The sequence below is a fragment of the bacterium genome, assembly GCA_030647005.1.
Lineage (GTDB): Bacteria > Patescibacteriota > Patescibacteriia > JACPHY01 > JACPHY01 > JAUSKG01.
The window spans coordinates 1-21,040 of the sequence record JAUSKG010000017.1 but is presented as its reverse complement, the minus strand read 5'-3'; the positions used below and the strand labels follow the sequence as shown (position 1 = coordinate 21,040).

Genomic DNA, 21,040 nt, shown 5'->3' with positions numbered 1-21,040 from the left:
GCTTTCTCGGTGGCCACTCTGGTCACAGGTACGTCTCGCGGAACGCATCGTTCGCGATCGTCCCGATGTTGTGTTTATTCCTGCACACGTCATTCCCTTCGCGCTCACGCTCCTGCCGCGGCGCGCACGGCCGCGGTTGGTGACGACAATCCACGATGTCGTGTTCAAGCGGTTCCCCGAAGCGTACAGTCCGCGCGAGCGTTGGTACGCGGATCGCGCCACCGCGCTCGCGGTGCGCCACGCGGATGCCATCATCGTGCCCACCGCGCACGTCGGCGGTGAGCTTGTGGAGTGGTACGGGTGCGATCGTCGGAAGGTATACGCGATCCATCACGGTGTAGAACAGGGAGTGGGGGATACGGGATCGGGGGATGGTGCGCCGTACATCCTGTACATCGGGCGGCTCGAGCGCAAGAAGAACGTCGTGCGCATCGTGCAGGCGTGGAGTGCCATCGCGCAGGAACACAGCACCCTCCAACTCGTGCTCGCCGGCTCGGATGGGCACGGCGCGGAGGATGTCCATGCGGCGATCGCCGCCTCACCGTACCGTGCACGCATCAGCACCCCGGGTTGGATTGATCAGGATCGCTACCGTGCGCTTCTCGGTCGCGCCGCGGTCTTCTGCTTCCCCACGCTCGGCGAAGGGTTCGGCATGCCGATCCTCGAGGCCATGGCCGCCGGAACGCCGGTCGTCACGAGTCGGGGCGGCGCGCACGAAGAGGTCTCCGGAGATGCCGCGATTCTCGTCAACCCGCAGGACGCCGATGCCATTGCGCACGGCCTCCGTCAGGCACTCGCGCGCACCACGACGATCACCGCACTCACGGAGCGCGCTCGCGCTCGCGCCTCAGGGTTCACCTGGTCCAGTACCGCAGAGCAAACGTGGAGCGTTCTCACCGATTGTACTTGACAGGGAAATAATGGATGAGTATCCTGGGGGTAGCACTGCAATGGGATCCGGCGCATGGGGCGTTCGGAGACCGGCGATGAGAGACGAGAAAGGAGTCCGCCATGCACTGCCATGAGGAGTTCTCGGGCAAACCCAAGTATCCCGATCCCAAGCGGGAGGAGAAGCGGGAGCGCCCGTGACGATTGCCAGTGAGGGGCAGCCCCAACTGGAGAGCCGCACATCCGAGGATGTGCGGCTCATTCCTTTGTGTATGTCATAATCGTTTGACATCTTTCTCAAAGCATGTTAGCGTGGTGACATACGGTCAATTCATCTATCGCTATGCATCCGACACTCGAACGGGAACTTCAGAAGCTCGGCCTGGCGGACAAGGAATCCAAGGTCTACTTGGCCTCGCTGCAACTTGGGCCGCAACCCGCGCAGGACATCGCACGGAAGGCCGGCGTGAACCGTGCGACGACGTACGTCATGATCGAGTCGCTCACGAAGAAGGGACTCATGACCTCGCTCGAGCGCGGGAAGAAGCGTCTCTTCACGGCAGAGGCACCGGATCGTCTGCTCTCGTTGCTCCATGTGCAGGTGGAGGAGCTCAAGGAGCGGGAGCGAGAGTTTGGTCAGGTGCTCCCGGAGCTCCGCGCGATGCTCGCCTCGGCGGGTGAGCGTCCGCGCGTGCGCTTCTTCGAGGGGCCGGAGGGGTTGCGGGCGATCCGCGAGGAGATTCTGCACACCGATGCGAAGACGCTCTGGGCGGTCGCGCAGGTGAAGCTCGGCACCCACGAGCTCTCGACGGCCGAGCACGAGGACTACGACCGTCGCCTCCAGGCGAAGGGGCTCGAGCAGTACGTCATGTACACAGGATCGGTCGCGCCGGAGGAGATCCGCTCCCATCCGTCCTGGCACTTCCGTGAGATTCCCGCAGCGAAGTTTCCCTTCGCGGGTGAGATCTCCGTGCTTGGAGACAGCATCTTCTCGTTCACCTACAGCGGGAAGATCATCGGTGTCATTATCGAGAATGCGGCACTCGCGGAGACGCTTCGCTCGACATTCAAGCTCGCCTGGATTGCCGCGGAAACGGTGAAGTCCGCGTGAGCAAAATAGTGAACGCAAAAAGAAAACCCCCGCTCTTTGGAGCGGGGCGTTGCTTTGTCGCATTGCAGCATGCATGATCATCGGGTCGAGGTGTTTTCGCGTTGAGTGTGCTCAGTCCAGTGTTCCAGCGGGGAACGGTGGCACGAGGAGATCGCGGAAACCTTCCCAGGTCCATTGGTAGAGCTCGCGCGTCACGACATCCACGGGGATCTCGCTGTCCTCCGGACAGTGCATCGGGATCGCTGGGGGCGGCGCAAATGGCCCACCACCGGCTCCGGAGCACACGATAGCTTCTTCCAACCCCATGATGAGCTGCTGCTGCGTCTGCATGTCTTCCTCCATGAAAGGTGCTACTCGTACATCACCAATGTAGCACGTCGTTCGTTGTCTGTCAAATACATGAGACAAAAATCGCTCATTGATGCATTTTTTCGCTCAGGAGAGCTATTTTAGCGTTGTACCTCTTGACAAAGAAAACGTACCTTGCTACGGTGATCGTAGCGAGCAGCGCTCGCTGATGTCTCTTGGGGACGAAACGGATTCGACGGGGATCATGAAGTTTCGTGGAGCGTGCCGGGGATGTCTCTCACCCTCGTTAAAAAGTGAGGCACGTGTTAAACGCCAACGACAACGTTGCGTTCGCCCGCGCCGCCTAGGCGGTTTGCGGGTGCGTCGGCCCCGAGCTCCTGCTCGCGATTTCGGGTGCCGGCGTCATCGAGCGAGCTGCTCACCATATCCGGCTTCGGGACGTGGTGAAAAGATAAACAGAGCAAACGGATCAGGGAGCGTGTCCTTGCGCGCCCCGATCTGATCAAGCAAGGACTACGCACGTAGTGCCACGCGACGGACGATTTCCGGACGCGGGTTCGATACCCGCCGTCTCCACCAGCACAGAGCGCCACCCGGTTCACACCAACGGGTGGCGTTTTCTTGTGGCATACCCAAATTACACACCTTTCATCATTGCAATGGACTTTTCTGCTTTGTCGTGAGACGATAGAAAACTACACGCGAAATCGTCCATACGAAAATCCAACCTGAGACAAACCCGACCCATGAATCGGACCTGACACGATGAGCCCATTGCGCGCACCAACGCTCACTGCAATTCTATGATTCACAATCATCACATAAAAACTTGGTCTGGCTTTGTTCGCTTGTCTTTTGTCCTTCTGACCTAGGGGGCAGCATTTGATGTTTCAAGCATCGAGATCTGCCCCGCTGGGGCAGATCTTGTTTTACGGTTCTTTCACAACCAACCATAGAAGAGGACAAAAGATGGAATACCGAGCTGTCGGAAACCGCTGCGCGGTTATCCTTGATTCTCTACAGTTGCCTACTTCGTGCGAAGAAACTTTGATCATGTTGAGCCACAAAGGTTTTACGTTGATAGAAGTAGATATCATCGCGCTTGCTCGGCAGTGCATCGGCACATCGCAGTATCGCCGTGGCGCAAAGCTCTCCGAAGCTCCAGCGGTTATTGATTGCTCTAGTTTTATGAAGTGGCTGTACGCCATGCGTGGTATCTGGTTGCCGCGGCGATCAATTCAACAACGCGAACTTGGCGAAGTCATCAATCTCGACGAACTTGTCGCGGGTGATGTTGTGTTCGTTTCCGGTTGGATTGACTACTATCACGACGACCCCGCGAATGGAGTTGGTCATGTCGGCATCGCAACCGGTGATGGAACGGTGATGCACGCCGCAGACAGGAAAGCTAACGTGGTGGAAACTCCGCTCGACAAGTTCGTCGGCAGGACCAAGTTTCGTGGCGCGAGACGCTATGTCCCAAAAGATGTAGAAGTTCTCACGTTCGAAACCCCGCGTAACAGCGAGGTTGAGATTGCAGATGACATCAGATGGATTATTCTGCAATCACTTCCTAAAAAGAAATGAGACGAACATACAAATTGAGAGTGTAGAAAAAAGTGGAAAACTTCGTTCCCAATGTCGTCATTGCGAGTCCACGAAGCAATCTCACCCGCCACAATCCATCGTATCGTGTGAGATTGCCACGTCGAGGACTCCTCGCAATGACGGACGTGGGTTCGTCCAAGGTTCAGAATATCCCACCAGAGGTGCGGAAGCGCTTCTCAGATCACCCGGCTTGCACCGGGTGGTCTTCCCTTTTGGTATACTGATGGTCCATGGATATCATCGGACACGGAGAGACGTTGGCACACCTCGAGCGATTGACCGTGCGCGACGAGCTCGCGCATGCGTATCTTCTCGTGGGGCCAGCGCACGCGGGGAAGGCGAGTATCGCGCGTTGGCTCGCGCAACGACTCCTCTGTACGACGGGTGCTCACACACCAGCACCGTGCGGCACATGCGGTGCGTGTGGTCAGGTGGAGCGCGACATTCACGCCGATGTCCGCTCGCTGCGGCCAGTTGAAGGTGTCATCCCTGTGGGCGATGCGCGCGAGTGGACGGGGGCACTCAGCGGCTCGTCGTTGTTCGCGGGGTGGAAGATTGGTATCATTGAGGGAGCAGAACTCCTCAATGGTGCTGCGGCCAATGCGCTCCTCAAGACGATTGAGGAGCCAACACCGCGGACGGTCATCGTGCTCACGACGACCTCCGTGCGCGGGGTGCTCCCCACCGTCGCCTCGCGCTGCGCAATTCTCCGTGTGGGACGCACCGCGGACGAGGTGATTGATCGAGCACTTCGTGAGCGTGGAGTGTCCGCAACCGATGCCGCTGTGATGGTTGCACTCGCGGAGGGGTGTCCGGGTCGTGCGCTGTCCTTCCTCAGCGACCACGCCGCACTCGCGGACGCGCGTGAACGTGAGGATATGCTCACGGCACTCTGCTCCGGTACGGTGACGGAGCGGCTGCACTGCGTCGAACGTATCTGTCGCGGTCTCCCGAAGGACCGCACGCAGTCGCGGCGGATCGTCGCGGAGTACATCGCCGCATTCGCACGGGCTGCGCAGGCCCGTATTCGCACGGATGTTGTCCATGTGAATCGGTACGCACCGTGGTTGCATGCCATTGCGCACGCGCCGCGTCTCCAGGACGCAAATACCGCACCACGTCTCATCCTCGAATCACTCACGCTCGCGCTCCCTAGCGTATGACGAATCTCCAACGCCTCGCGCTCCCCGCTGCCGCACTCGTGTTCATGGGTGCCGGTTGCATCTCGTTCTCCGGGGGTGGTGCGGACGGAGGGCTCTTTGTGACCACGAACCGCGGCGATACCTGGGAGCAACGGGGTGCCGTCGTGTCCGTGAGTGGCGGGCAGTCACTCGCGCAGACGAACGTGTTGCACATCGAGCAGGACCCGAACGACGTACTCGCGCTCTACGCTGCGACGGAGCAGGATGGCGCGTTCGCGTCGTGGGATGGCGGAGTATCCTGGCGCATGCTCGGCGCGCCGTTCGCGAAGTCCCGCGTGAGCGTCGTTGCCACGCATCCGACCGACCGCTGCACGTTCTACGTCGCGGGTGGTCAGCGTATTTACCGGAGTTTCGACTGTGGACGAAACTGGGAGATGAGCGACTTTGAGGCGAATGCCTCCATGACCGCGCTCGCGATTGATCCGATCACCCCGAGCATCATCTACGCGGGAAACTCGCGCGGTGATCTCCTCCTGAGTACGGATCGCGGGACGAACTGGCGTACTGTGCACCGTGCCGGCAACGTCATCGTGCAGCTCCTCGCGCTTCGCGTGGGCGGGAGCAGTGCCGTCATCGCATCCACGGAGCGTCAGGGACTCCTCCGGAGCACGGATCGCGGAGTGACGTGGGAGTCGCTCCGCTCGGGTATGGAGTCGTTCGCGTCCGCATTCAACGTGACGACCGTCGTCCCGATTGCGCAGCGTCCGGGCTCGCTCCTCCACGCGTCGCAGTTTGGGCTCCTGCGGTCGAGCGACCTTGGGAGCACCTGGGAGGCCATCCCGCTCCTCACGAAGCAGGGATCGGTGACGGTGACCGCCGCGGCTGTTGACCCCCAGGATAGGAATCGCATCGTCTACGCGACGCGGTCCACGTTCTACCGCACGTCGGACGGCGGGAAGAGTTGGGAGTCCAAGAAGCTCCCCACCTCGCGGTACGTCACCGCGCTCATGGTGGACCGACGCAGTCAAGAGGCCGTGTGGATGGGTACGAAGTTCGTAGAGGAATCAAAGTTTTAATATGACCCTCGATACCTACCGTCCGGATTTTGAGAAGGCCGTGGGACACCTCACGAGTGAGCTCCAGCAAATTCGTACCGGTCGCGCGACGCCTGCGCTCGTGGAGGATATCCCCGTGGAGGTGTACGGCGCGGTTATGCGCGTGAAGGAGCTCGCGACGATTACCACGTCGGATGCGCGCACGGTGCAGATTGATCCGTGGGATAAGAGCGTTGCAAAAGACATTGAACGTGGCATCCGTAAGGCGCAGTCGTCGCTCAACCCCGTCATGGACGGCCAGACCATTCGCGTCCCCATGCCCGAACTCACCGAGGATTCGCGACGGGAGCTCTCGAGAATGATCAGCCAGCGGGTGGAGGAGTCACGTCAGACCATTCGACACATCCGCGATAAGGCGCGCACGGCGATCATCGAGGGCGAGCGCGCGGGCGAGATCACCGAGGATGACCGCTACCGGCTCCAGAAGCAGCTTGACGAGCTCTCGAAGGAGTTCGACGACGCACTCAAGGTCACCGGTGAGAAGAAGGCCCAGGAGGTGATGACGATTTGATCCTCCGTCAGCGCACCATCCCCGATCGCCACCGCGATTGGGGATGGTGCGGTCAGGATCGTTGTGGACGGTGGTGGGTGTCCATGGTACGTTTTTGCTATCCCTATGAATGACGAGCGAGTCAAAGCTGATCTCCCAGCCGGGTTCCACGACTATCTCCCCCGCGAGATGATCGTCCGCAACGCGATGATCGAGAAGATTCGACGCGTGTTCGAGTGTTTCGGATTCGATCCACTGGAGACACCGGCAATCGAACGGAAGGTGGTACTCACCGGTGGCGAAACGACCGCGATGCGCATCTACAACGTGCGCGCGCAGGACGAAGTTGTCGTGACAGACGAGCGGAGCCCGATCCCACTCGCACTGCGGTTTGATCTCACCGTGCCGCTCGCCCGTGTCGTCGCAGAGCACCTCGGCATCGGCGAGGGCCAGGAGCGCGCGCTCCGGTTGCCGTTCCGCCGCTACCAAATCGGCAACGTCTGGCGTGGGGAGAAGCCGCAGGCCGGACGGTTTCGCGAGTTTCTCCAATGCGATGCCGATGCGTGCGGTACCGAGGCACCCGTTGCGGATGCGGAAATCGTCGCACTCATGGTTGCGACACTCCGCGTACTCGACGTGCCGCGGTTCGTCGTGAAGATGAACGACCGCAAACTCCTCAACGGGCTGGCCGCATATGCCGGTTTTGATCCGGCGTACACCGCAGACGTCCTGCGCATTCTCGACAAGTTCATGAAGATCGGACGCGACGGCGTGCTTCGCGAGCTCCAGAAACCACCCAGACCGGCCACTGCGCACGTTCGAGAAGGGGAGGAAGATGAGGAGTCCGACTACGGTTTGGGACTCTCCGCGGACGTTGCCGATCGCATCGGGAATTTCCTCGACTGCTCGGGAGGAACCGACGACCTCCTCGACCAGTGCACGTCGCTCTTTACCGGTGTCGCTACCGCGGAGGAGGGGATTGCTGAACTCCGCGCCATCGTGCACGCACTCCGCGCCATGGCGGTCCCGGAGCAGTACTGGGCGTTTGATCCGGCCGTCGCACGCGGGCTCGGGTACTACACCGGTCCGGTGTTCGAGACGTTCCTCCTCCATGAGGACGGCAGCACCATCGAACGTATGCATACCGATGATGCCGGAACCAAGACCGTTGAACGGTTTGGCTCGGTCTTCTCTGGTGGCCGCTACGATGGACTGGTCTCCCGTTTCTCCGATGCCAACATTCCCGCAACCGGCGCATCCATTGGCGTCGATCGCCTCTTCGACCAACTCGTCAAGCTCGACCGCATCACGCTCACACCCACGCTTGTCCAAGTGCTCGTCACGGTCATGGATCAGCAGTTCCTGGACGACTACTACGCGATCACCGCAACGCTCCGCGATGCCGGAATTCGCACGATGCTCTGGACGGGAACCGAGACGACATTCAAGAGCCAGATGGCCTACGCGGCTGCACAGGAGATTCCCGTCCTCGTCATCATGGGTGGCGATGAACAGGCCGCAGGAACCGTCACAATCAGGGACATGGCCACGCGCTCGCAGGAGGCCTCCCCGCGCGGAGCACTCGTTGAGACGATCCAGCGCATGCTCGGTCGCGCGTGGGTGGTGGCTCACAATAACTGACCACTTCTATGGCAGCAGATCGCATGGAACAACTCGTGTCCCTGTGCAAGCAGCGCGGGTTCATTTTCCCCGGGTCGGAAGCGTACGGGGGATTGGCGGGTACGTTGGACTACGGACCGCTCGGTGTTGCGTTGAAGCAGAACATCAAGCAGGCGTGGTGGAAGCGCGTCGTGCAGGAGCGCGATGACGTGGTGGGTTTGGACGCGGCGATCCTCATGCACCCGCAGGTGTGGGAGGCGTCCGGTCACGTCGCGGGGTTCAGCGATCCCATGGTGGACTGTCGCAAGTGCAAGGCGCGGCACCGCGCGGACACGCTGTCGCCGCCGGGCGTGTGTCCGCAGTGCGGGAGCGAGGATCTCACCGATGCGCGGCTGGTCAACATGATGTTCAAGACCTCCGTGGGGCCCATGGAGGATTCGGCATCGGTCGCGTACCTCCGGCCAGAGACCGCGCAAGGCATTTTCGTGGACTTTCCGAGTGTCCTCAGCGTCGTACGGAAGAAGCTTCCGTTCGGTGTGGCGCAGATCGGCAAAGCGTTCCGCAACGAGATCACACCCGGTCAGTTTCTCTTCCGGCTGCGCGAGTTCGAACAGATGGAGGTGGAGTACTTCGTGAAGCCGGACGCGTGGGAGCCGGCGTTCGACGAGTGGCTTCGGTTCATGCACGAGTGGCTCGCGGTCTGCGGCATCAGTGAGTCGCACGTTTCGTTCACGGAGATCCCCGCGAGCGATCGCGCGCACTACTCCAAGCGCACCGTGGACATCGAGTACCACTACCCCTTTGGTCAGAAGGAACTCTACGGCCTCGCGTACCGCACGGACTACGACCTCACGCGACATGCGGAGGTCTCGAAGCAGGATTTTTCGTACTTCGACGAGGAGACGCGGGAGCGTTTCATTCCCCATGTCATCGAACCGTCGCTCGGTGTCGATCGCACGGTGCTCGCGGTGCTCCTGGAGGCATACCACGAGATTGAGGGAGGACGAACGACGACCACGGAGACCACGAAGGAAGCCGAAGTCGTCCTCAAACTCCCCAAGGAGCTCGCACCCATCAAGGTTGCCGTGCTCCCGCTCTCAAAGAAGGCACCGCTCCAGGAACGCGCGCGCGATCTCACGGCGCAGCTCCGGAAGCGTTGGATGTGTCAGTACGACGAAGCCGGCTCCATCGGGAAGCGGTATCGTCGCCAGGATGAAATCGGCACGCCATACTGCATCACGGTGGACTTTGACACCGCAGAGGACGGGAAGGTGACTATCCGCGACCGCGATTCCATGGCACAGGAGCGCGTCGCGATCGAGGAGGTCGTCGCGTACGTGGTAGACGGTTTGGGGGCGTAGGAGGAGGCGTGGGAGCGCCGAAGATTGAGAAAGCCCCCTGCCTTGGCGCAGGGGGCTTTGCGGTACACGACGGAACGCTACCATTCGTCGAGCGCGTGCGGAATGAAGGGGGGAATGGGGTACATGCGCGCGAGATCTCGGTGGAGCGACGTCGTCACGAGGTCGAGTGGGAGGAAGAACGTCGTGAGGTGCTCGCAGTGACCGAGCGACGTTGCCAGGCGATTGCGATGCCAGCGTGTTTTGGTATCCGGGTGGGAGAGGTAGGCGACGAGGGCTGCATCCGGTGTACGTCCGAATGGGAGAGGGAGAAAGATGCCGAAGTGGCGGTTCACGAGACAGGTTCGACTACTCCCGAGCGTCTCACATACGAACGTCGTACAGAGCGGCTCCGGTTCCACGTGAATCCACTCCGGTCGTTCTGTCTGCGGTGGTGCGATGCTCACGGCGGGAGCAGCATGTCTGCGCTGCATGGTGGTGTGCGCACTCGCGTCGGAGACATCGAACTCGTCACAGGGGACGTCCTCCGGCACGCAGACGCTGCGGCAAGTGTCACCTCGTGCGAGGAGCCCTGTGGGAACGTGCGAACTCATGGCGAACGCGAGGAACACGAGGACGGCGGAGATGAGGGACATGAGCGCAATCTTCTTCACGGGTACTCCTCCTTCGTGGGTTGTGAACGAGCACGACACTACTCGTAGCGTAGTCAATTCCCGCAGCACCGTCCATTACGCGATATCACCGTAGATGGGGTGTGCAGTGCTGAGCGTTTGGACGAGATCGCGTGCCTCCCGTGCGATAGCATCGTCATCCGGTTTGCGGAGTATGGCGGCGATGGACTTCCCAATGGCGTGCATGTCGTGTTCATTCATGCCGCGTGTGGTGAGCGCAGGTGTGCCGAGGCGAATGCCGGAGGGGTCAAACGGTTTGCGCGCGTCGTTCGGGATACTGTTCGCGTTTACCGAGATACCGACGTTGTAGAGTGCGGCGGCGGCGGCGCGCCCAGTGATGCCGAGCGTGGTCACGTCCATGAGGATGAGGTGGTTATCCGTGCCACCGGTGATGAGCGTGCAACCCTCCGCGAGGAGCGTATCCGCAAGCGCGCGGGCGTTCGCCACAACCTGCGCACCGTAGCGGGCGAACGCAGGCGTTGCCGCCTCGTGGAGCGCGACGGCGATCGCCGCGGTCTGCTGGTCGTGCGGACCGCCCTGGAGCCCGGGGAACACCGCGCGGTCAATGAGCGTGGGGATGTTCTCGGCGGTGCGCTCCACCCGCTTGAGTGGGTTCGAGGGGTTCCCGTTCGCGAGGATGATCGCGCCACGCGGGCCGCGGAGCGTCTTGTGCGTCGTCATCATGACGACATCCGCATGGCCAGCGGGGGAGGGGTGGACGCCTGCGACGATGAGCCCCGCGATATGCGAAACATCGGCGACGAGGAACGCGCCAACGTCGTGCGCGATCGCGGCGAGCCGCGCGAAGTCGAGGACGCGCGGGTACGCGGTCGCACCGCAGAAGAGGAGCTTCGGCCGCGTCTCTCGTACCTGCGCCGCAATCGCATCGTAGTCGAGCCACCCCGCAGCGTCTGTTGTGTACTGGACGGAGCGGTAGTAGACGCCGGAGAAGTTTACGCCCCACCCGTGCGTGAGGTGGCCGCCGTAGAGGAGGTGCATGCCCATGAGCGTGTCGCCCGGGTTGAGGAGCGCGAAGCAGATCGCCTGGTTCGCGGGCGATCCCGAGTACGGTTGGACGTTCGCGTGCGTGTACCCGAAGAGCGCGCACGCGCGGTCTCGTGCGAGGTTCTCGATGGCATCCGCGTGCTCATTGCCGGTGTAGTAGCGTTTGCCCGGGTAGCCCTCGGAGTACTTGTTGCAGAGCACGGAGCCGGATGCCTCGAGTACCGCCGGAGAGACGTAGTTCTCGGAGGGGATCATGACGAGCTGTGCACGTTGCCGTGTGAGCTCCGCTGCAATATGACCGGCGATTGCGGGATCGGTGTGCGGGAGGTGTACCATAGGGCGTCACGATGGTGGTGCAATGAATCGTGCCACCTGAATCGCGAGGAGGAGGAAGAGGAGTCGTATGATGAATTGCCACGACATCGGCGTCATGTGTCCGATCGCGCCATCAATGAGCGTGACAGGGATCATGAGAATGGCGAGGAGGACGAAGTAGCGGAAGCGTTTCATAGGGTTACGGTGATAGTTCCTCTCTCCAGCTTGACGCGATACGATAGAAAGGGCAAGCTGAACCTCTCTCTATGGCGACACGTCCAGGAATCACCTCTGCGTATCTCATCGGCATCAAGGGTGCCGCGATGACTGCGCTCGCGCAGCTCCTGCAGGCGCGCGGTGTTCGCGTGTCTGGCTCTGACGTCCCCGAGCGCTTCTTCACGCAGGATGTCCTCGCGCGCATCGGCATCCCGTACGTCGAGGGATTTCATGTGGACAACGTGCCGATGGATGTCGACATCGTCATTCGCTCGAGCGCGTATGATGAGGCGCACGTTGAGGTTGCCGTTGCGCGAGCACTGGGACATACGGTACGGACGTACGCAGAGGTGATCGCGGACATCTTCAACGCGGGGAAGGGGATCGCGGTGTGTGGTACCCACGGAAAGACGACGACGACCGCGATGCTCGGCCTCGTCCTCGCGGAGGCGGGACTCGACCCCACGGTCATCGTCGGATCGGATGTCCCGCAGCTCGGAGGGAGCGCGCGTGCTGGCCGCTCGAATCTCGTCGTGCTCGAAGCAGACGAGTATCAGGATAAGCTCCGGTACTACAAACCGTTTGGCATCATACTCACGAACATCGAGTGGGATCACCCGGACTTTTTTCCGACACCCGAGCGATACGCGGCCGCATTTGACGCGTTCATTGCGAAGGTTCCACCTTTGGGGTTCCTCATTCGCGATGTGGTTGACGTAGGGTACGACGACCTCACGCTTCAGGTTCCCGGCGCGCACAATCGGTTGAACGCCATCGCGGCGCTGCGCGCTGCGGAGTACCTCGGCGTTCCTCGAGCCCATGCGATGCGAACACTCGCGTCGTTCCAGGGTGTGAAGCGGAGGTTCGAGATTGTTGGTGAACGCGACAGTGTGACGATCATTGACGACTACGCACACCATCCGACGGAGATCCGCGCGACGTTGGCTGCCGCGCGATCGCGGTACCCGAATCGGCGCATCCTCGTGATTTTTCAGCCACACACGTTTACGCGGACGCTCGCGTTGCGTAACGATTTCATCAGCGCGTTTGCGGGAGCAGCGCACGTCTACGTCATGGATATCTTTGGATCCGCGCGCGAGCCGCACGGCGGCATCACGAGTGAGGAGCTCGCCGCCGCGCTCGCTGTTCCCGCAATCGCGAGCGGCGAGGTACTGGAGACGATCGCTGCGGTGCGCGCCGCGCTCCAACGGGGCGATGTCGTGCTCTGCCTTGGCGCCGGTCGCAATGACGTGGTCGCACGCGGACTCGCTGAAAAAATATGACGGAAGTAATCACATGCGCAGCACGATGACCACCATGCTTCGGGACGTGTTCGGTGAACGCGTCCGCGAGCAGGAACTGATGGCGAAGCACACGAACCTCCGGGTCGGCGGACCCGCGCGGTGGTTCGTGGTTGCGCGCTCGAGCGACGAGGTCCTCAGCGCGATTGGTGCCGCACGCACACACCGCAAGCAGTGGTGTATTCTTGGTGGCGGATCGAATACGTTCGTTGCTGATGCGGGGTTCGATGGTGTCGTCATCCAGATGGCGATGCGCGAGGTTGTCGTGGAAGGAATGACCGTCACCGCAGGTGCTGGTGCCGTATCCGCAGCCGTGGCACTCACCGCGGGACGCGCAGGGCTCTCGGGATTCGAGTGGGCGATCTCCCTCCCGGGCACGATCGGTGGCGCCGTGCGCGGCAACGCGGGTTGCTTTGGAGGTGAGACCTGCGATGTCATCCGCGAGGTGACGGTGCTCGACACGCACGGCGATGCGCCATGCGTCCGCTCGTTCACGCGCGATGCGTGTGGCTTCCGCTATCGTCACTCCGTCTTCAAGGATGATCCTGCGCTCGTCATCCTCGGAGTCACCCTCGTGTGCACGCCGTCCACGGTGGCAGCGTGTCAAAAAGTGATGGATGACATCCTCGAGCGCCGACGACAGACGCAGCCGCACGAGAAACCGTCGGCGGGGTGTCTCTTCAAGAATCTCGAGGTCGCAACGTTCACGGACGAGCAGCGCGACCAGTTGGATCGCGGCACCGGAGGTTCCTGGCGCGACGTGGTGAGTGATGGGCGTCTCTCCGTGGGGTGGGTGATTGATCGCCTCGGCCTCAAGGAGCACCGCGTCGGCAACGCAGCAATCTCCGCCGTCCATGGAAACTTCGTCATGAACTGCGGTGGCGCGACGAGCGCAGATGTCGCCGCCATTGCGGAGGTGGTGCAACGTCGCGCGCGCGAAGTATTCGGTGTCGCGATCGCATGGGAAGTTCAGCGTATCGGGTTTGCGACATCGCACGATGCGCCCGCGTATCGCGGCGATACGTGAGCTCTTCGCTCGAGAACATGTGCACACGCGGACGTGCGCCCACGTCGCTCGCTCATCGCCCCCGTAGCACGTCTTGCACGCGCGTCTGTGGCTGCTACGATAGCTCTATGGCGCAACCATCGGCGGTCACTATCGTGAAGGCCAACGGTGACCACGTCCCGTTGGACACGCGGAAGCTCGAGCGGAGCGTCCGCCGCGTTGGGGCATCAACCGCGCTCGCACGCGAGGTGGCACGCGAGGTGGTATCGCAGGTTCGATCGGGCATGACGACGAAACATATCCGCGCGCTCGTCTTGGCCGCGCTCCGTAACCGGCGTGAGCGTCGCACCGAGGTGCACTACTCGCTCAAGGATGCCATGATCCGACTCGGCCCTGCGGGGTACGATTTTGAGCACTACGTCGCTGCGGTGCTTCGCGCCTACGGCTACGACACATACCTGCCGGAGATGCTCCACGGCATGGCGGTGGAGCAGGAGGTGGACGTCATCGCACGGAAGGGGACGACCATCGCCATGATCGAAGCAAAGTATCGGAATCGCCCGGGCATCTACGTGCATCTCAAGGATGTCATGGCGACGTGGGCGCGATACGAGGATCTCCGCGAGGCGTACCGGAAGGGCAAGAACGCCACGAAGATCACCGCGTGCTGGATTGTCTGCAACACGAAAGTGACCAGCGATGGCATCGCGTTCGGCGAGTACAAGGGCATGCGGATCATCGGGTGGGAGTACCCGAAAGGCGCAGGGCTCGAGCAGATGATCATCGCGAAGCACCTCTATCCCGTCACCGTCCTGCGCGGTGTCACCTCGATGATGCGGAGCGCGTTTACCGAGGCGGGTCTCGTGCTCTGCCACGATGTTGCGGGCTCCTCCACCCGCGAGCTCGCCCGTCGGACACATCTCCCCCCGCAGCAGATTGAGCGCATCCAACGCGACATTGCAGCGACGTTGCAGTGTTGAATGAACACGAAACAGTATGGCGAACGCATCACTCCCCCGAAGCATTCGGAAGTACATCCGCAGAGAGAAGGCACGCATTCGAAAAACCGCAGCGACGGCGATGGATTGCCGCGCGCGTCTGGACGCGCTCTCCGTCCGTTTCGCGGTGTCAAGCGCTATGGTACGCTCACCGTAGGAGCGACGATGACGCGAGGGCGTTCGTGGTCTCACCTATGCAACACACCAAACATCGCTTCTCAGATCGCGGGGATCATCGCGGCGACTTGCGTCCGTATTTCTTCCAACGCGATACATCTGACATGCTCGAGGAAGCGTTCCACGAGTTGCTTCGCGCGCGCGGTGATCGCACGGGCGCGTCGGCAAAGGCCGCGCCATCCACGGAGACGGACGAACGGAACATTCGGCGCGAACAGTACGAGACACTGTTCGCAGACGATGCGACCATGCGCACGCTCTTCAATCACGATCTCGACGCGTTCTGCGCAGCGATGGAGGATCCCGCGCTCATGGAGACAAAGTTTCTCGAGCGTCTCAAAGGGCTCGAGCTCCAGGAACCCGTTGAGGATGCCCCACCGAGCAACGAGGGTACATGGGACGTGGGGCGGTCACCGGCGCGACAGTGGGAGGAACAACACGATGCCAATGCAATAGACGACGCATCGGATGTCCCCGAGCTCCAAGAGGATTCACTCTACGAGCTCGCGTCCTTGTGGGCCTGCGCGTGCCAGCGATGGTCGCGTGAGGTTCTCGATCAGCGCGACGTTCCGCGCGATCGCGATTGCTACCGCGTCGGTATCAATGTGCTCCTCATTCCGGCGAAAATTGCCTTTGGGTTCCGTGGCTCATGCAGCGAAGATGTCCTGGAGCTCCAGGTCGCGGCGGTTGGCTACTGGCAGGCATCCGCGTTCTGCATGCGCGTCCTCGACTCGCTCGCAAGCTGCTTTGGGAAGAAACTCGGAGACCGCGATGTCGTCCATGATCTCCTCGATGATGGACGGGAGGTTTTCGATGGTATTCAGGAGAAACTCGCTGAAATTGAAGAAGATATCCGGTACCACGGAAAAAGGCCTTGACAGTACCAGGAATTTGCGGTACAGTAGAAAATCCTAGGGAACCCTAGGGTTTTCTCTTTGAGAGCTCCTGCGAACGCGTGTCATTGCGAGGAGTCCTCGACGTGGCAATCCCGGCCATACCAGTATGCGAACTCCGCAACCCCTCTATGGAACTCCATCGAAACTTTAAGATTTCAAGCAGGAGCCACCACGGTGTCGTTTTCATCACGGAGCTCAGCCGTGCAGAAGGCGATCGTCCCGTGAGCGTTCGCGTCATCGCACAACGTATGGGTCTCTCCGAGAAGTACCTCGAGGAGCTCGTGCGCGCACTCCGCGCAGCGGGGCTCGTCTCGAGCATGCGCGGTCGCACCGGCGGCTATCGGCTCTCGAAAGCGCCGAACGCGATGACGATGGGCGAGATCGTCCGCGCACTCGAAGGTCCCGTCGTCCTCGCACATTGCCAGGACGCTGGTGCGGATGCCGCGTGTCCCCAGGAGGGTACCTGTGCGTCCAAAAAGTTCTTCCAGCGCCTCAAGCAGACCATAGATACGGAGCTCGATCGCATGACGCTCCAGGACTTCAGCGCATGAGCGCACGCATCCTCCCTATGCACACGAAGCGTTCTATCTATCTCGATCACGCCGCGACGACACCAACGGATCCCCGCGTTGTCGCATCCATGGCACCGTACTTCACTGAGGAGTACGGGAATCCATCGTCCCTCTACACGACCGGTCGCCGCGCGAAGCAGGCGCTCGATGACGCACGGGCGCGGATTAGTCGTGTGTTTGCCTGTACTCCGGAGGAGCTCATCTTCACCGCATCCGGCACGGAGTCGGATAATATGGCGGTGCTCGGCATCGCGCGCGCCCATGCGACGCGCGGCAAGCACCTCATCACCACGGCCATCGAGCACCACGCGGTCCTCAGTGCGGTCGCGCACCTCGCGAAGCGCGAAGGGTTCGATACGACGATTCTTCCGGTAGACGCGTACGGCATGGTGACACCGGAGCAGGTAGCGAGCGCGCTCCGCGAGGATACGACGCTCGTCTCCATTATGCTCGCGAACAATGAGATCGGAACGATCGAGCCGATTGCAAAGATCGCGCACGCGATCCGACAGTGGAAGGAGCAGCACGGCCGCACGCGCGCAGATGCCCCCTTCTTCCACACGGATGCGTGCCAGGCATCGGGATTCCTCGATCTCGATGTCCAGAAGCTCGGCGTGGATCTCATGACCGTGAACGGCTCCAAGTGCTACGGCCCCAAGGGTATCGGCGTGCTCTACAAGCGCCGCGGTGTCCGCATCGAGCCGCTCGTGTTCGGCGGTGGCCAGGAGCAGCGCATGCGTTCCGGTACGGAGAACGTCCCGGGCGCCATCGGGCTTGCCACCGCACTCGAAATCGCGACGGGGGATCGCGAGGCCGAGTCCACACGTCTCACGACACTGCGTGACTGGTTCATCAGCGAGGTGCAGCAGCGCGTGCCAAAAGTTGTCCTCAACGGCCATCCGACGGATCGTCTGCCGAACAACGTGAACGTCTCCATCCTCGACATCGAGGGCGAAGCCGCGCTGCTCTACCTCGACGCCAAGGGTATCGCCGCCGCCACGGGTTCCGCGTGCGACTCGCAGACGCTCGACCCGTCGCACGTCATCCTCGCCATCGGTCGTCCCTACGAGTACGCGCACGCGAGCATCCGTTTCACGTTTGGTCGCGCCACGACACGGGAAGAACTCGCGGAGGTACTCGATGAACTCCCCGCCATCGTCAAGCGCCTGCGGGAGATCAGTCCGGTGCGCCTGGAGATGGACGCGAAGAAAACGGTTGGCTCCGGCGCCTCACGGGAAACCGCGCAAGCACTCGTCGGTCAGCGCCCCCACTGGGAGTCGAAGTAAGCTCCAAGCTTCAAGCCGACAGCCGCGAGCCGTTCCCGCCACCTCAAGCAAGCCCTCTCACCATGTCATTTCGAGCGAGTCCTCGAAGCGAGAAATCTCACACGCTCCACCACCCGTATGACCACCAACGCGAAAAAAATAACCGCCCGGCAAATGGCCAACGCCGAGATCGTCAACGAACACACGGGCGAGAAATGGGTCTACTCCGATATCGTGAAGGACCACTTCTTCAACCCGCGCAACCTCCTCCTCGAGGACCCCAAGGAGGGCGAGTTCGATGCGGTCGGCATGGTGGGATCGCCCGCGTGCGGCGATGTCATGAAAATTTGGATCAAGGTGGATCGCACCTCGGACACGATTCGCGATCTCAAGTGGCAGACGTTCGGCTGCGGCTCCGCGATTGCATCAACGTCCATGTTCTCCGTCATGTGTACGGAGGACGGTGGCATGGTGCTCACCGATGCACTGAAGATCAAACCCCAGCACGTCATGGAGCGGCTCGCGGGGCTGCCGAATCGGAAGATCCACTGCTCCGTGCTCGCGGACAAGGCATTCCGCAAGGCCGTGAACGAGTACTTCCGCGCATCTGCACAACATGAGCGCGTTCTTGTAGAGCACGCTCGCGTCATTGACGCACGTCTCAACATCACGGATAAGGACATCGAAGAGGCGGTGCTCGAAGGCGCGCAGACGCTTGAGGATGTGCAACAGAAACTCAAGGTTGGCGTCGGGGACCCCGAGTCCATTCCGGAGATCGAGCAGCTCATCCGTTTCTACCACGAGAAGTACTACGGGTAGAGTCCTCCGGTCCTCCCCCTCTTCTAGAGGGGGAGCGAGAGGGGGTGCGTCAACGTATATGACCGTTCACATGAGCCAACCAACCATCACCGAAAAAATTGAAGCGATCCTCGAGGAGATCCGTCCGTTTTTGGAATCGCACAAGGGCAATGCGAAGCTCGTCGAGGTGGACGCGGACAATAACATCACGCTCGAGCTCATCGGCACCTGCAAGGGCTGCCCCATGTCCGTCATGACCTTTGGCCTCGGTGTCGAGAAGCGCATCCGTGAGCGCTGCCCCGAAGTCAACGAGGTCTTCTATCAGTGACACCACCCCCTTCCCTGCGGGTGGTGTTCTGGTATGCTGGGGAAAGGATACACCTATGCCAAAAATTGCGAAAATTGTCATTGACCGAGACCTCTGCATCGGCGCCGCGTCGTGCGTCACGATCGCGCCGGACGTGTTCGATTTGGACGATGAGAACAAGGCCGTCTTCGTCCTCGGCTACGAGTCCCACCTTGCCGATTTCGACACGGTCCTCATGGCCGCACAGTCCTGTCCCACGAAAGCAATCTTCCTCTATGATGAAGAGGGGAATCAGCTCTACCCCGAAGCATGAACCGTATGGCATCAGCAACATCGTACGAACCCGCGCCACTCCCATTCCAAACATCCCTCACGGGGATCTCGGACAAGGCGCTCGCCATCCATCACGACAAGCTCTACGTGGGGTATGTGAAGAAGATGGCGGAGGTCGCAGAGAAACTCGCGGCGATCTCGAAGGATGCCGCAGGGCTCAGCGCGGCGAACCAGACCTACTCAGAGCTCCGTGCGCTCCGCGATGCCGAGACGTTCGCGACGAACGGTGTCTACCTCCACGAGTACTACTTCAACGTCCTCGGTGGCGACGGCAAGCCCGAAGGTGCGCTCGCCGATGCGATCACGGAAAAGTGGGGCTCCCTGGAGACGTTCGTAAACTTTTTCTCCGCCACCGGCATGGCGGTGCGCGGATGGGTCGTACTCGCGTGGGACACGCACCTCGCGCGTCTGAAAATCTACTCCGGTGATGCCCACAACCAGGGCGGTGTCTGGGGCGCGATCCCCATTATCGTGCTCGACGTCTACGAGCACGCCTACTTCATGGACTACGGCGCAGACCGCAAGGCCTACATCGAGGATTTCTGGAAGAACCTCAACTGGAAAGCCGCAACAACCGTATACGAACGCACGCGAGGGATCATGCGCGCGTAATTCGCCTTTTTCGTCATTGCGAGGAGTCCTCGACGTGGCAATCTCACACAATTTTTTCTCCACCCTCACCATCACATCACCTATGCAATGCTGCAAAGACGATTTTATCGGAGGAAAATCATGCGGATGTCCAACCATTGGACAGCCAGCACCGTCGTTCACCGGTGTCACCGCGTACGAGCAGGGTAAACGCGACTTCACGGAAGTAGGTCTCGCGGACTACCGCGGATCGTGGCTCGTCCTCTTCTTCTACCCGCGCGATTTCACCTTCATCTGCCCCACCGAGATTCGCGGATTCGCAACCAAGGAATCCGAGTTCTCTGCACTCTCCGCAAAAGTCCTCGCATGCTCCACGGATTCCGCCTGGAGCCACAAGAACTGGTTCGAGCGAGACCTCCAGGATGTGCACTACCCCGTTCTCGCAGACACCACCCACGAAGTTGCCGAGGCCTACGGGGTCTACAACGCACAAGACGGCCTCGCAGAGCGCGGACTCTTCATCATTGATCCCGAAGGCATCCTCCGCTACATCGTCGTCAGCTCCGGCTCCGTCGGACGCTCCGTTGATGAGACGCTCCGCGTCCTCAAAGCCCTCCAAACCGGCGAACTCTGTCCCGTAGAGTGGACAGAGGGAACCAAGACCCTCGGGAAGGCGTAGCGAGCCCTGCGCCGATGCGCCATCGTGAGTTCGCATATCATGTACGAATGTGATGCAAACACGAAATCAACTTCGCATAATAACGAGTTCGCCAAAATGCCTCCGCTCCGCTCCGTGCATTTTGCCGAATGCGCGGCGGTTCCCGTCTGTCCTCCTCCATGCCTCCGCTGCGCTCCAGCACTTCGTCGAACAGACGGCTATACGAAATGTCGCTCCTCCGACCCGCAGACGGCTCGTCGTCCCACCACTTCGCATAGCCGCCGCGCATT

Annotated in this window: 24 protein-coding genes and 1 other RNA gene; 21 read left to right on the top strand and 4 right to left on the bottom strand. The window is 61.2% G+C overall.

The annotated features are described in order from the left end of the window. On the top strand, positions 1-910 hold a 910-nt coding region (locus tag Q7S96_01995), incomplete at its 5' end, for a glycosyltransferase family 1 protein (protein ID MDO8463019.1). A gap of 321 nt (positions 911-1,231) precedes the next feature. Beyond that, positions 1,232-1,999, top strand: a complete 768-nt coding sequence (locus Q7S96_01990; protein ID MDO8463018.1) for a helix-turn-helix domain-containing protein — start codon at positions 1,232-1,234, stop codon at positions 1,997-1,999. A gap of 111 nt (positions 2,000-2,110) precedes the next feature. Here the strand turns inward: Q7S96_01990 and Q7S96_01985 are convergent, their stop codons facing one another. Further along, positions 2,111-2,329 (bottom strand): hypothetical protein, encoded by a 219-nt coding sequence (locus Q7S96_01985; GenBank protein MDO8463017.1) that lies wholly within the window; start codon positions 2,327-2,329, stop codon positions 2,111-2,113. 196 nt (positions 2,330-2,525) lie between these two features. Here Q7S96_01985 and ssrA point away from each other — a divergent pair. The 7 genes from ssrA (at position 2,526) to Q7S96_01950 (ending at position 9,644) form a co-directional block, all read left to right on the top strand. Continuing rightward, positions 2,526-2,887, top strand: a transfer-messenger RNA (tmRNA) gene (ssrA, locus tag Q7S96_01980). Positions 2,888-3,361: 474 nt separating this feature from the next. Next, a complete protein-coding gene (locus Q7S96_01975; GenBank protein ID MDO8463016.1) occupies positions 3,362-3,895 on the top strand; it encodes an NlpC/P60 family protein in 534 nt (177 codons plus the stop codon). A gap of 251 nt (positions 3,896-4,146) precedes the next feature. Then, complete coding sequence (locus Q7S96_01970; protein MDO8463015.1) at positions 4,147-5,079, top strand: hypothetical protein; 933 nt, start codon at positions 4,147-4,149, stop codon at positions 5,077-5,079. After that, a complete protein-coding gene (locus Q7S96_01965) occupies positions 5,076-6,134 on the top strand; it encodes a hypothetical protein (GenBank protein ID MDO8463014.1) in 1,059 nt (352 codons plus the stop codon). The genes Q7S96_01970 and Q7S96_01965 overlap by 4 nt, the downstream gene beginning before the upstream one ends. A gap of 1 nt (position 6,135) precedes the next feature. Continuing rightward, positions 6,136-6,684, top strand: coding sequence for a ribosome-recycling factor (locus tag Q7S96_01960; protein MDO8463013.1), 549 nt, complete (start codon positions 6,136-6,138; stop codon positions 6,682-6,684). Between the two features lie 105 nt (positions 6,685-6,789). Continuing rightward, on the top strand, positions 6,790-8,304 hold the full coding sequence (gene hisS, locus Q7S96_01955; GenBank protein MDO8463012.1) for a histidine--tRNA ligase: 1,515 nt from the start codon (positions 6,790-6,792) through the stop codon (positions 8,302-8,304). 8 nt (positions 8,305-8,312) lie between these two features. Next, the gene (locus tag Q7S96_01950; GenBank protein ID MDO8463011.1) at positions 8,313-9,644 is read left to right on the top strand and encodes a glycine--tRNA ligase; all 1,332 of its coding nucleotides are present in this window, start codon (positions 8,313-8,315) and stop codon (positions 9,642-9,644) included. A gap of 77 nt (positions 9,645-9,721) precedes the next feature. Here Q7S96_01950 and Q7S96_01945 read toward each other — a convergent pair whose 3' ends face one another. The 3 genes from Q7S96_01945 to Q7S96_01935 form a co-directional block, all read right to left on the bottom strand. Continuing rightward, the gene (locus Q7S96_01945) at positions 9,722-10,276 is read right to left on the bottom strand and encodes a hypothetical protein (GenBank protein MDO8463010.1); all 555 of its coding nucleotides are present in this window, start codon (positions 10,274-10,276) and stop codon (positions 9,722-9,724) included. 93 nt (positions 10,277-10,369) lie between these two features. After that, positions 10,370-11,653 carry a serine hydroxymethyltransferase gene (glyA, locus tag Q7S96_01940; protein MDO8463009.1) on the bottom strand — a complete coding sequence of 428 codons (1,284 nt, stop codon included), beginning with the start codon at positions 11,651-11,653 and terminating at the stop codon, positions 10,370-10,372. 6 nt (positions 11,654-11,659) lie between these two features. Further along, entirely contained in the window at positions 11,660-11,827 is a 168-nt protein-coding gene (locus Q7S96_01935) for a hypothetical protein (GenBank protein ID MDO8463008.1), read from the bottom strand. Positions 11,828-11,898: 71 nt separating this feature from the next. On the opposite strand from Q7S96_01935, the gene Q7S96_01930 reads away from it, so the two are divergent. The 12 genes from Q7S96_01930 to Q7S96_01875 all read left to right on the top strand — a co-directional run bounded on the left by Q7S96_01930 (position 11,899) and on the right by Q7S96_01875 (position 20,771). After that, positions 11,899-13,131 carry a cyanophycin synthetase gene (locus tag Q7S96_01930; protein MDO8463007.1) on the top strand — a complete coding sequence of 411 codons (1,233 nt, stop codon included), beginning with the start codon at positions 11,899-11,901 and terminating at the stop codon, positions 13,129-13,131. A gap of 25 nt (positions 13,132-13,156) precedes the next feature. Continuing rightward, a complete protein-coding gene (gene murB / locus Q7S96_01925; protein MDO8463006.1) occupies positions 13,157-14,176 on the top strand; it encodes a UDP-N-acetylmuramate dehydrogenase in 1,020 nt (339 codons plus the stop codon). 107 nt (positions 14,177-14,283) lie between these two features. Further along, a complete protein-coding gene (locus Q7S96_01920; GenBank protein MDO8463005.1) occupies positions 14,284-15,135 on the top strand; it encodes an ATP cone domain-containing protein in 852 nt (283 codons plus the stop codon). 16 nt (positions 15,136-15,151) lie between these two features. Continuing rightward, on the top strand, positions 15,152-15,310 hold the full coding sequence (locus Q7S96_01915; protein ID MDO8463004.1) for a hypothetical protein: 159 nt from the start codon (positions 15,152-15,154) through the stop codon (positions 15,308-15,310). 37 nt (positions 15,311-15,347) lie between these two features. Then, positions 15,348-16,208: a hypothetical protein gene (locus tag Q7S96_01910; GenBank protein MDO8463003.1), complete on the top strand. Its 861-nt coding sequence runs from the start codon at positions 15,348-15,350 to the stop codon at positions 16,206-16,208. 146 nt (positions 16,209-16,354) lie between these two features. Further along, positions 16,355-16,777 carry an Rrf2 family transcriptional regulator gene (locus Q7S96_01905; protein MDO8463002.1) on the top strand — a complete coding sequence of 141 codons (423 nt, stop codon included), beginning with the start codon at positions 16,355-16,357 and terminating at the stop codon, positions 16,775-16,777. A 17-nt stretch (positions 16,778-16,794) separates the two neighbouring features. Then, a complete protein-coding gene (locus Q7S96_01900; GenBank protein MDO8463001.1) occupies positions 16,795-18,084 on the top strand; it encodes a cysteine desulfurase family protein in 1,290 nt (429 codons plus the stop codon). Positions 18,085-18,201: 117 nt separating this feature from the next. Then, entirely contained in the window at positions 18,202-18,882 is a 681-nt protein-coding gene (locus Q7S96_01895) for an iron-sulfur cluster assembly scaffold protein (protein MDO8463000.1), read from the top strand. Between the two features lie 70 nt (positions 18,883-18,952). Further along, positions 18,953-19,189 carry a NifU family protein gene (locus tag Q7S96_01890; protein ID MDO8462999.1) on the top strand — a complete coding sequence of 79 codons (237 nt, stop codon included), beginning with the start codon at positions 18,953-18,955 and terminating at the stop codon, positions 19,187-19,189. A 55-nt stretch (positions 19,190-19,244) separates the two neighbouring features. Beyond that, the gene (locus Q7S96_01885) at positions 19,245-19,481 is read left to right on the top strand and encodes a ferredoxin (GenBank protein ID MDO8462998.1); all 237 of its coding nucleotides are present in this window, start codon (positions 19,245-19,247) and stop codon (positions 19,479-19,481) included. A 5-nt stretch (positions 19,482-19,486) separates the two neighbouring features. After that, entirely contained in the window at positions 19,487-20,113 is a 627-nt protein-coding gene (locus tag Q7S96_01880; protein ID MDO8462997.1) for a superoxide dismutase, read from the top strand. Between the two features lie 82 nt (positions 20,114-20,195). After that, a complete protein-coding gene (locus Q7S96_01875) occupies positions 20,196-20,771 on the top strand; it encodes a peroxiredoxin (protein ID MDO8462996.1) in 576 nt (191 codons plus the stop codon). Positions 20,772-21,040 lie beyond the last annotated feature (269 nt).

Excerpts from the sequence above, each read along its gene's own strand:
- Q7S96_01990 (MDO8463018.1), top strand. The coding sequence starts at position 1,232 with ATGCATCCGACACTCGAACGGGAACTTCAGAAGCTCGGCCTGGCGGAC.
- Q7S96_01985 (MDO8463017.1), bottom strand. The coding sequence starts at position 2,329 with ATGCAGACGCAGCAGCAGCTCATCATGGGGTTGGAAGAAGCTATCGTG.
- Q7S96_01975 (MDO8463016.1), top strand. The coding sequence starts at position 3,362 with ATGTTGAGCCACAAAGGTTTTACGTTGATAGAAGTAGATATCATCGCG.
- Q7S96_01970 (MDO8463015.1), top strand. The coding sequence starts at position 4,147 with ATGGATATCATCGGACACGGAGAGACGTTGGCACACCTCGAGCGATTG.
- Q7S96_01965 (MDO8463014.1), top strand. The coding sequence starts at position 5,076 with ATGACGAATCTCCAACGCCTCGCGCTCCCCGCTGCCGCACTCGTGTTC.
- Q7S96_01960 (MDO8463013.1), top strand. The coding sequence starts at position 6,136 with ATGACCCTCGATACCTACCGTCCGGATTTTGAGAAGGCCGTGGGACAC.
- hisS (MDO8463012.1), top strand. The coding sequence starts at position 6,790 with ATGAATGACGAGCGAGTCAAAGCTGATCTCCCAGCCGGGTTCCACGAC.
- Q7S96_01950 (MDO8463011.1), top strand. The coding sequence starts at position 8,313 with ATGGCAGCAGATCGCATGGAACAACTCGTGTCCCTGTGCAAGCAGCGC.
- Q7S96_01945 (MDO8463010.1), bottom strand. The coding sequence starts at position 10,276 with ATGTCCCTCATCTCCGCCGTCCTCGTGTTCCTCGCGTTCGCCATGAGT.
- glyA (MDO8463009.1), bottom strand. The coding sequence starts at position 11,653 with ATGGTACACCTCCCGCACACCGATCCCGCAATCGCCGGTCATATTGCA.
- Q7S96_01935 (MDO8463008.1), bottom strand. The coding sequence starts at position 11,827 with ATGAAACGCTTCCGCTACTTCGTCCTCCTCGCCATTCTCATGATCCCT.
- Q7S96_01930 (MDO8463007.1), top strand. The coding sequence starts at position 11,899 with ATGGCGACACGTCCAGGAATCACCTCTGCGTATCTCATCGGCATCAAG.
- murB (MDO8463006.1), top strand. The coding sequence starts at position 13,157 with ATGACCACCATGCTTCGGGACGTGTTCGGTGAACGCGTCCGCGAGCAG.
- Q7S96_01920 (MDO8463005.1), top strand. The coding sequence starts at position 14,284 with ATGGCGCAACCATCGGCGGTCACTATCGTGAAGGCCAACGGTGACCAC.
- Q7S96_01915 (MDO8463004.1), top strand. The coding sequence starts at position 15,152 with ATGGCGAACGCATCACTCCCCCGAAGCATTCGGAAGTACATCCGCAGA.
- Q7S96_01910 (MDO8463003.1), top strand. The coding sequence starts at position 15,348 with ATGCAACACACCAAACATCGCTTCTCAGATCGCGGGGATCATCGCGGC.
- Q7S96_01905 (MDO8463002.1), top strand. The coding sequence starts at position 16,355 with ATGGAACTCCATCGAAACTTTAAGATTTCAAGCAGGAGCCACCACGGT.
- Q7S96_01900 (MDO8463001.1), top strand. The coding sequence starts at position 16,795 with ATGCACACGAAGCGTTCTATCTATCTCGATCACGCCGCGACGACACCA.
- Q7S96_01895 (MDO8463000.1), top strand. The coding sequence starts at position 18,202 with ATGACCACCAACGCGAAAAAAATAACCGCCCGGCAAATGGCCAACGCC.
- Q7S96_01890 (MDO8462999.1), top strand. The coding sequence starts at position 18,953 with ATGAGCCAACCAACCATCACCGAAAAAATTGAAGCGATCCTCGAGGAG.
- Q7S96_01885 (MDO8462998.1), top strand. The coding sequence starts at position 19,245 with ATGCCAAAAATTGCGAAAATTGTCATTGACCGAGACCTCTGCATCGGC.
- Q7S96_01880 (MDO8462997.1), top strand. The coding sequence starts at position 19,487 with ATGGCATCAGCAACATCGTACGAACCCGCGCCACTCCCATTCCAAACA.
- Q7S96_01875 (MDO8462996.1), top strand. The coding sequence starts at position 20,196 with ATGCAATGCTGCAAAGACGATTTTATCGGAGGAAAATCATGCGGATGT.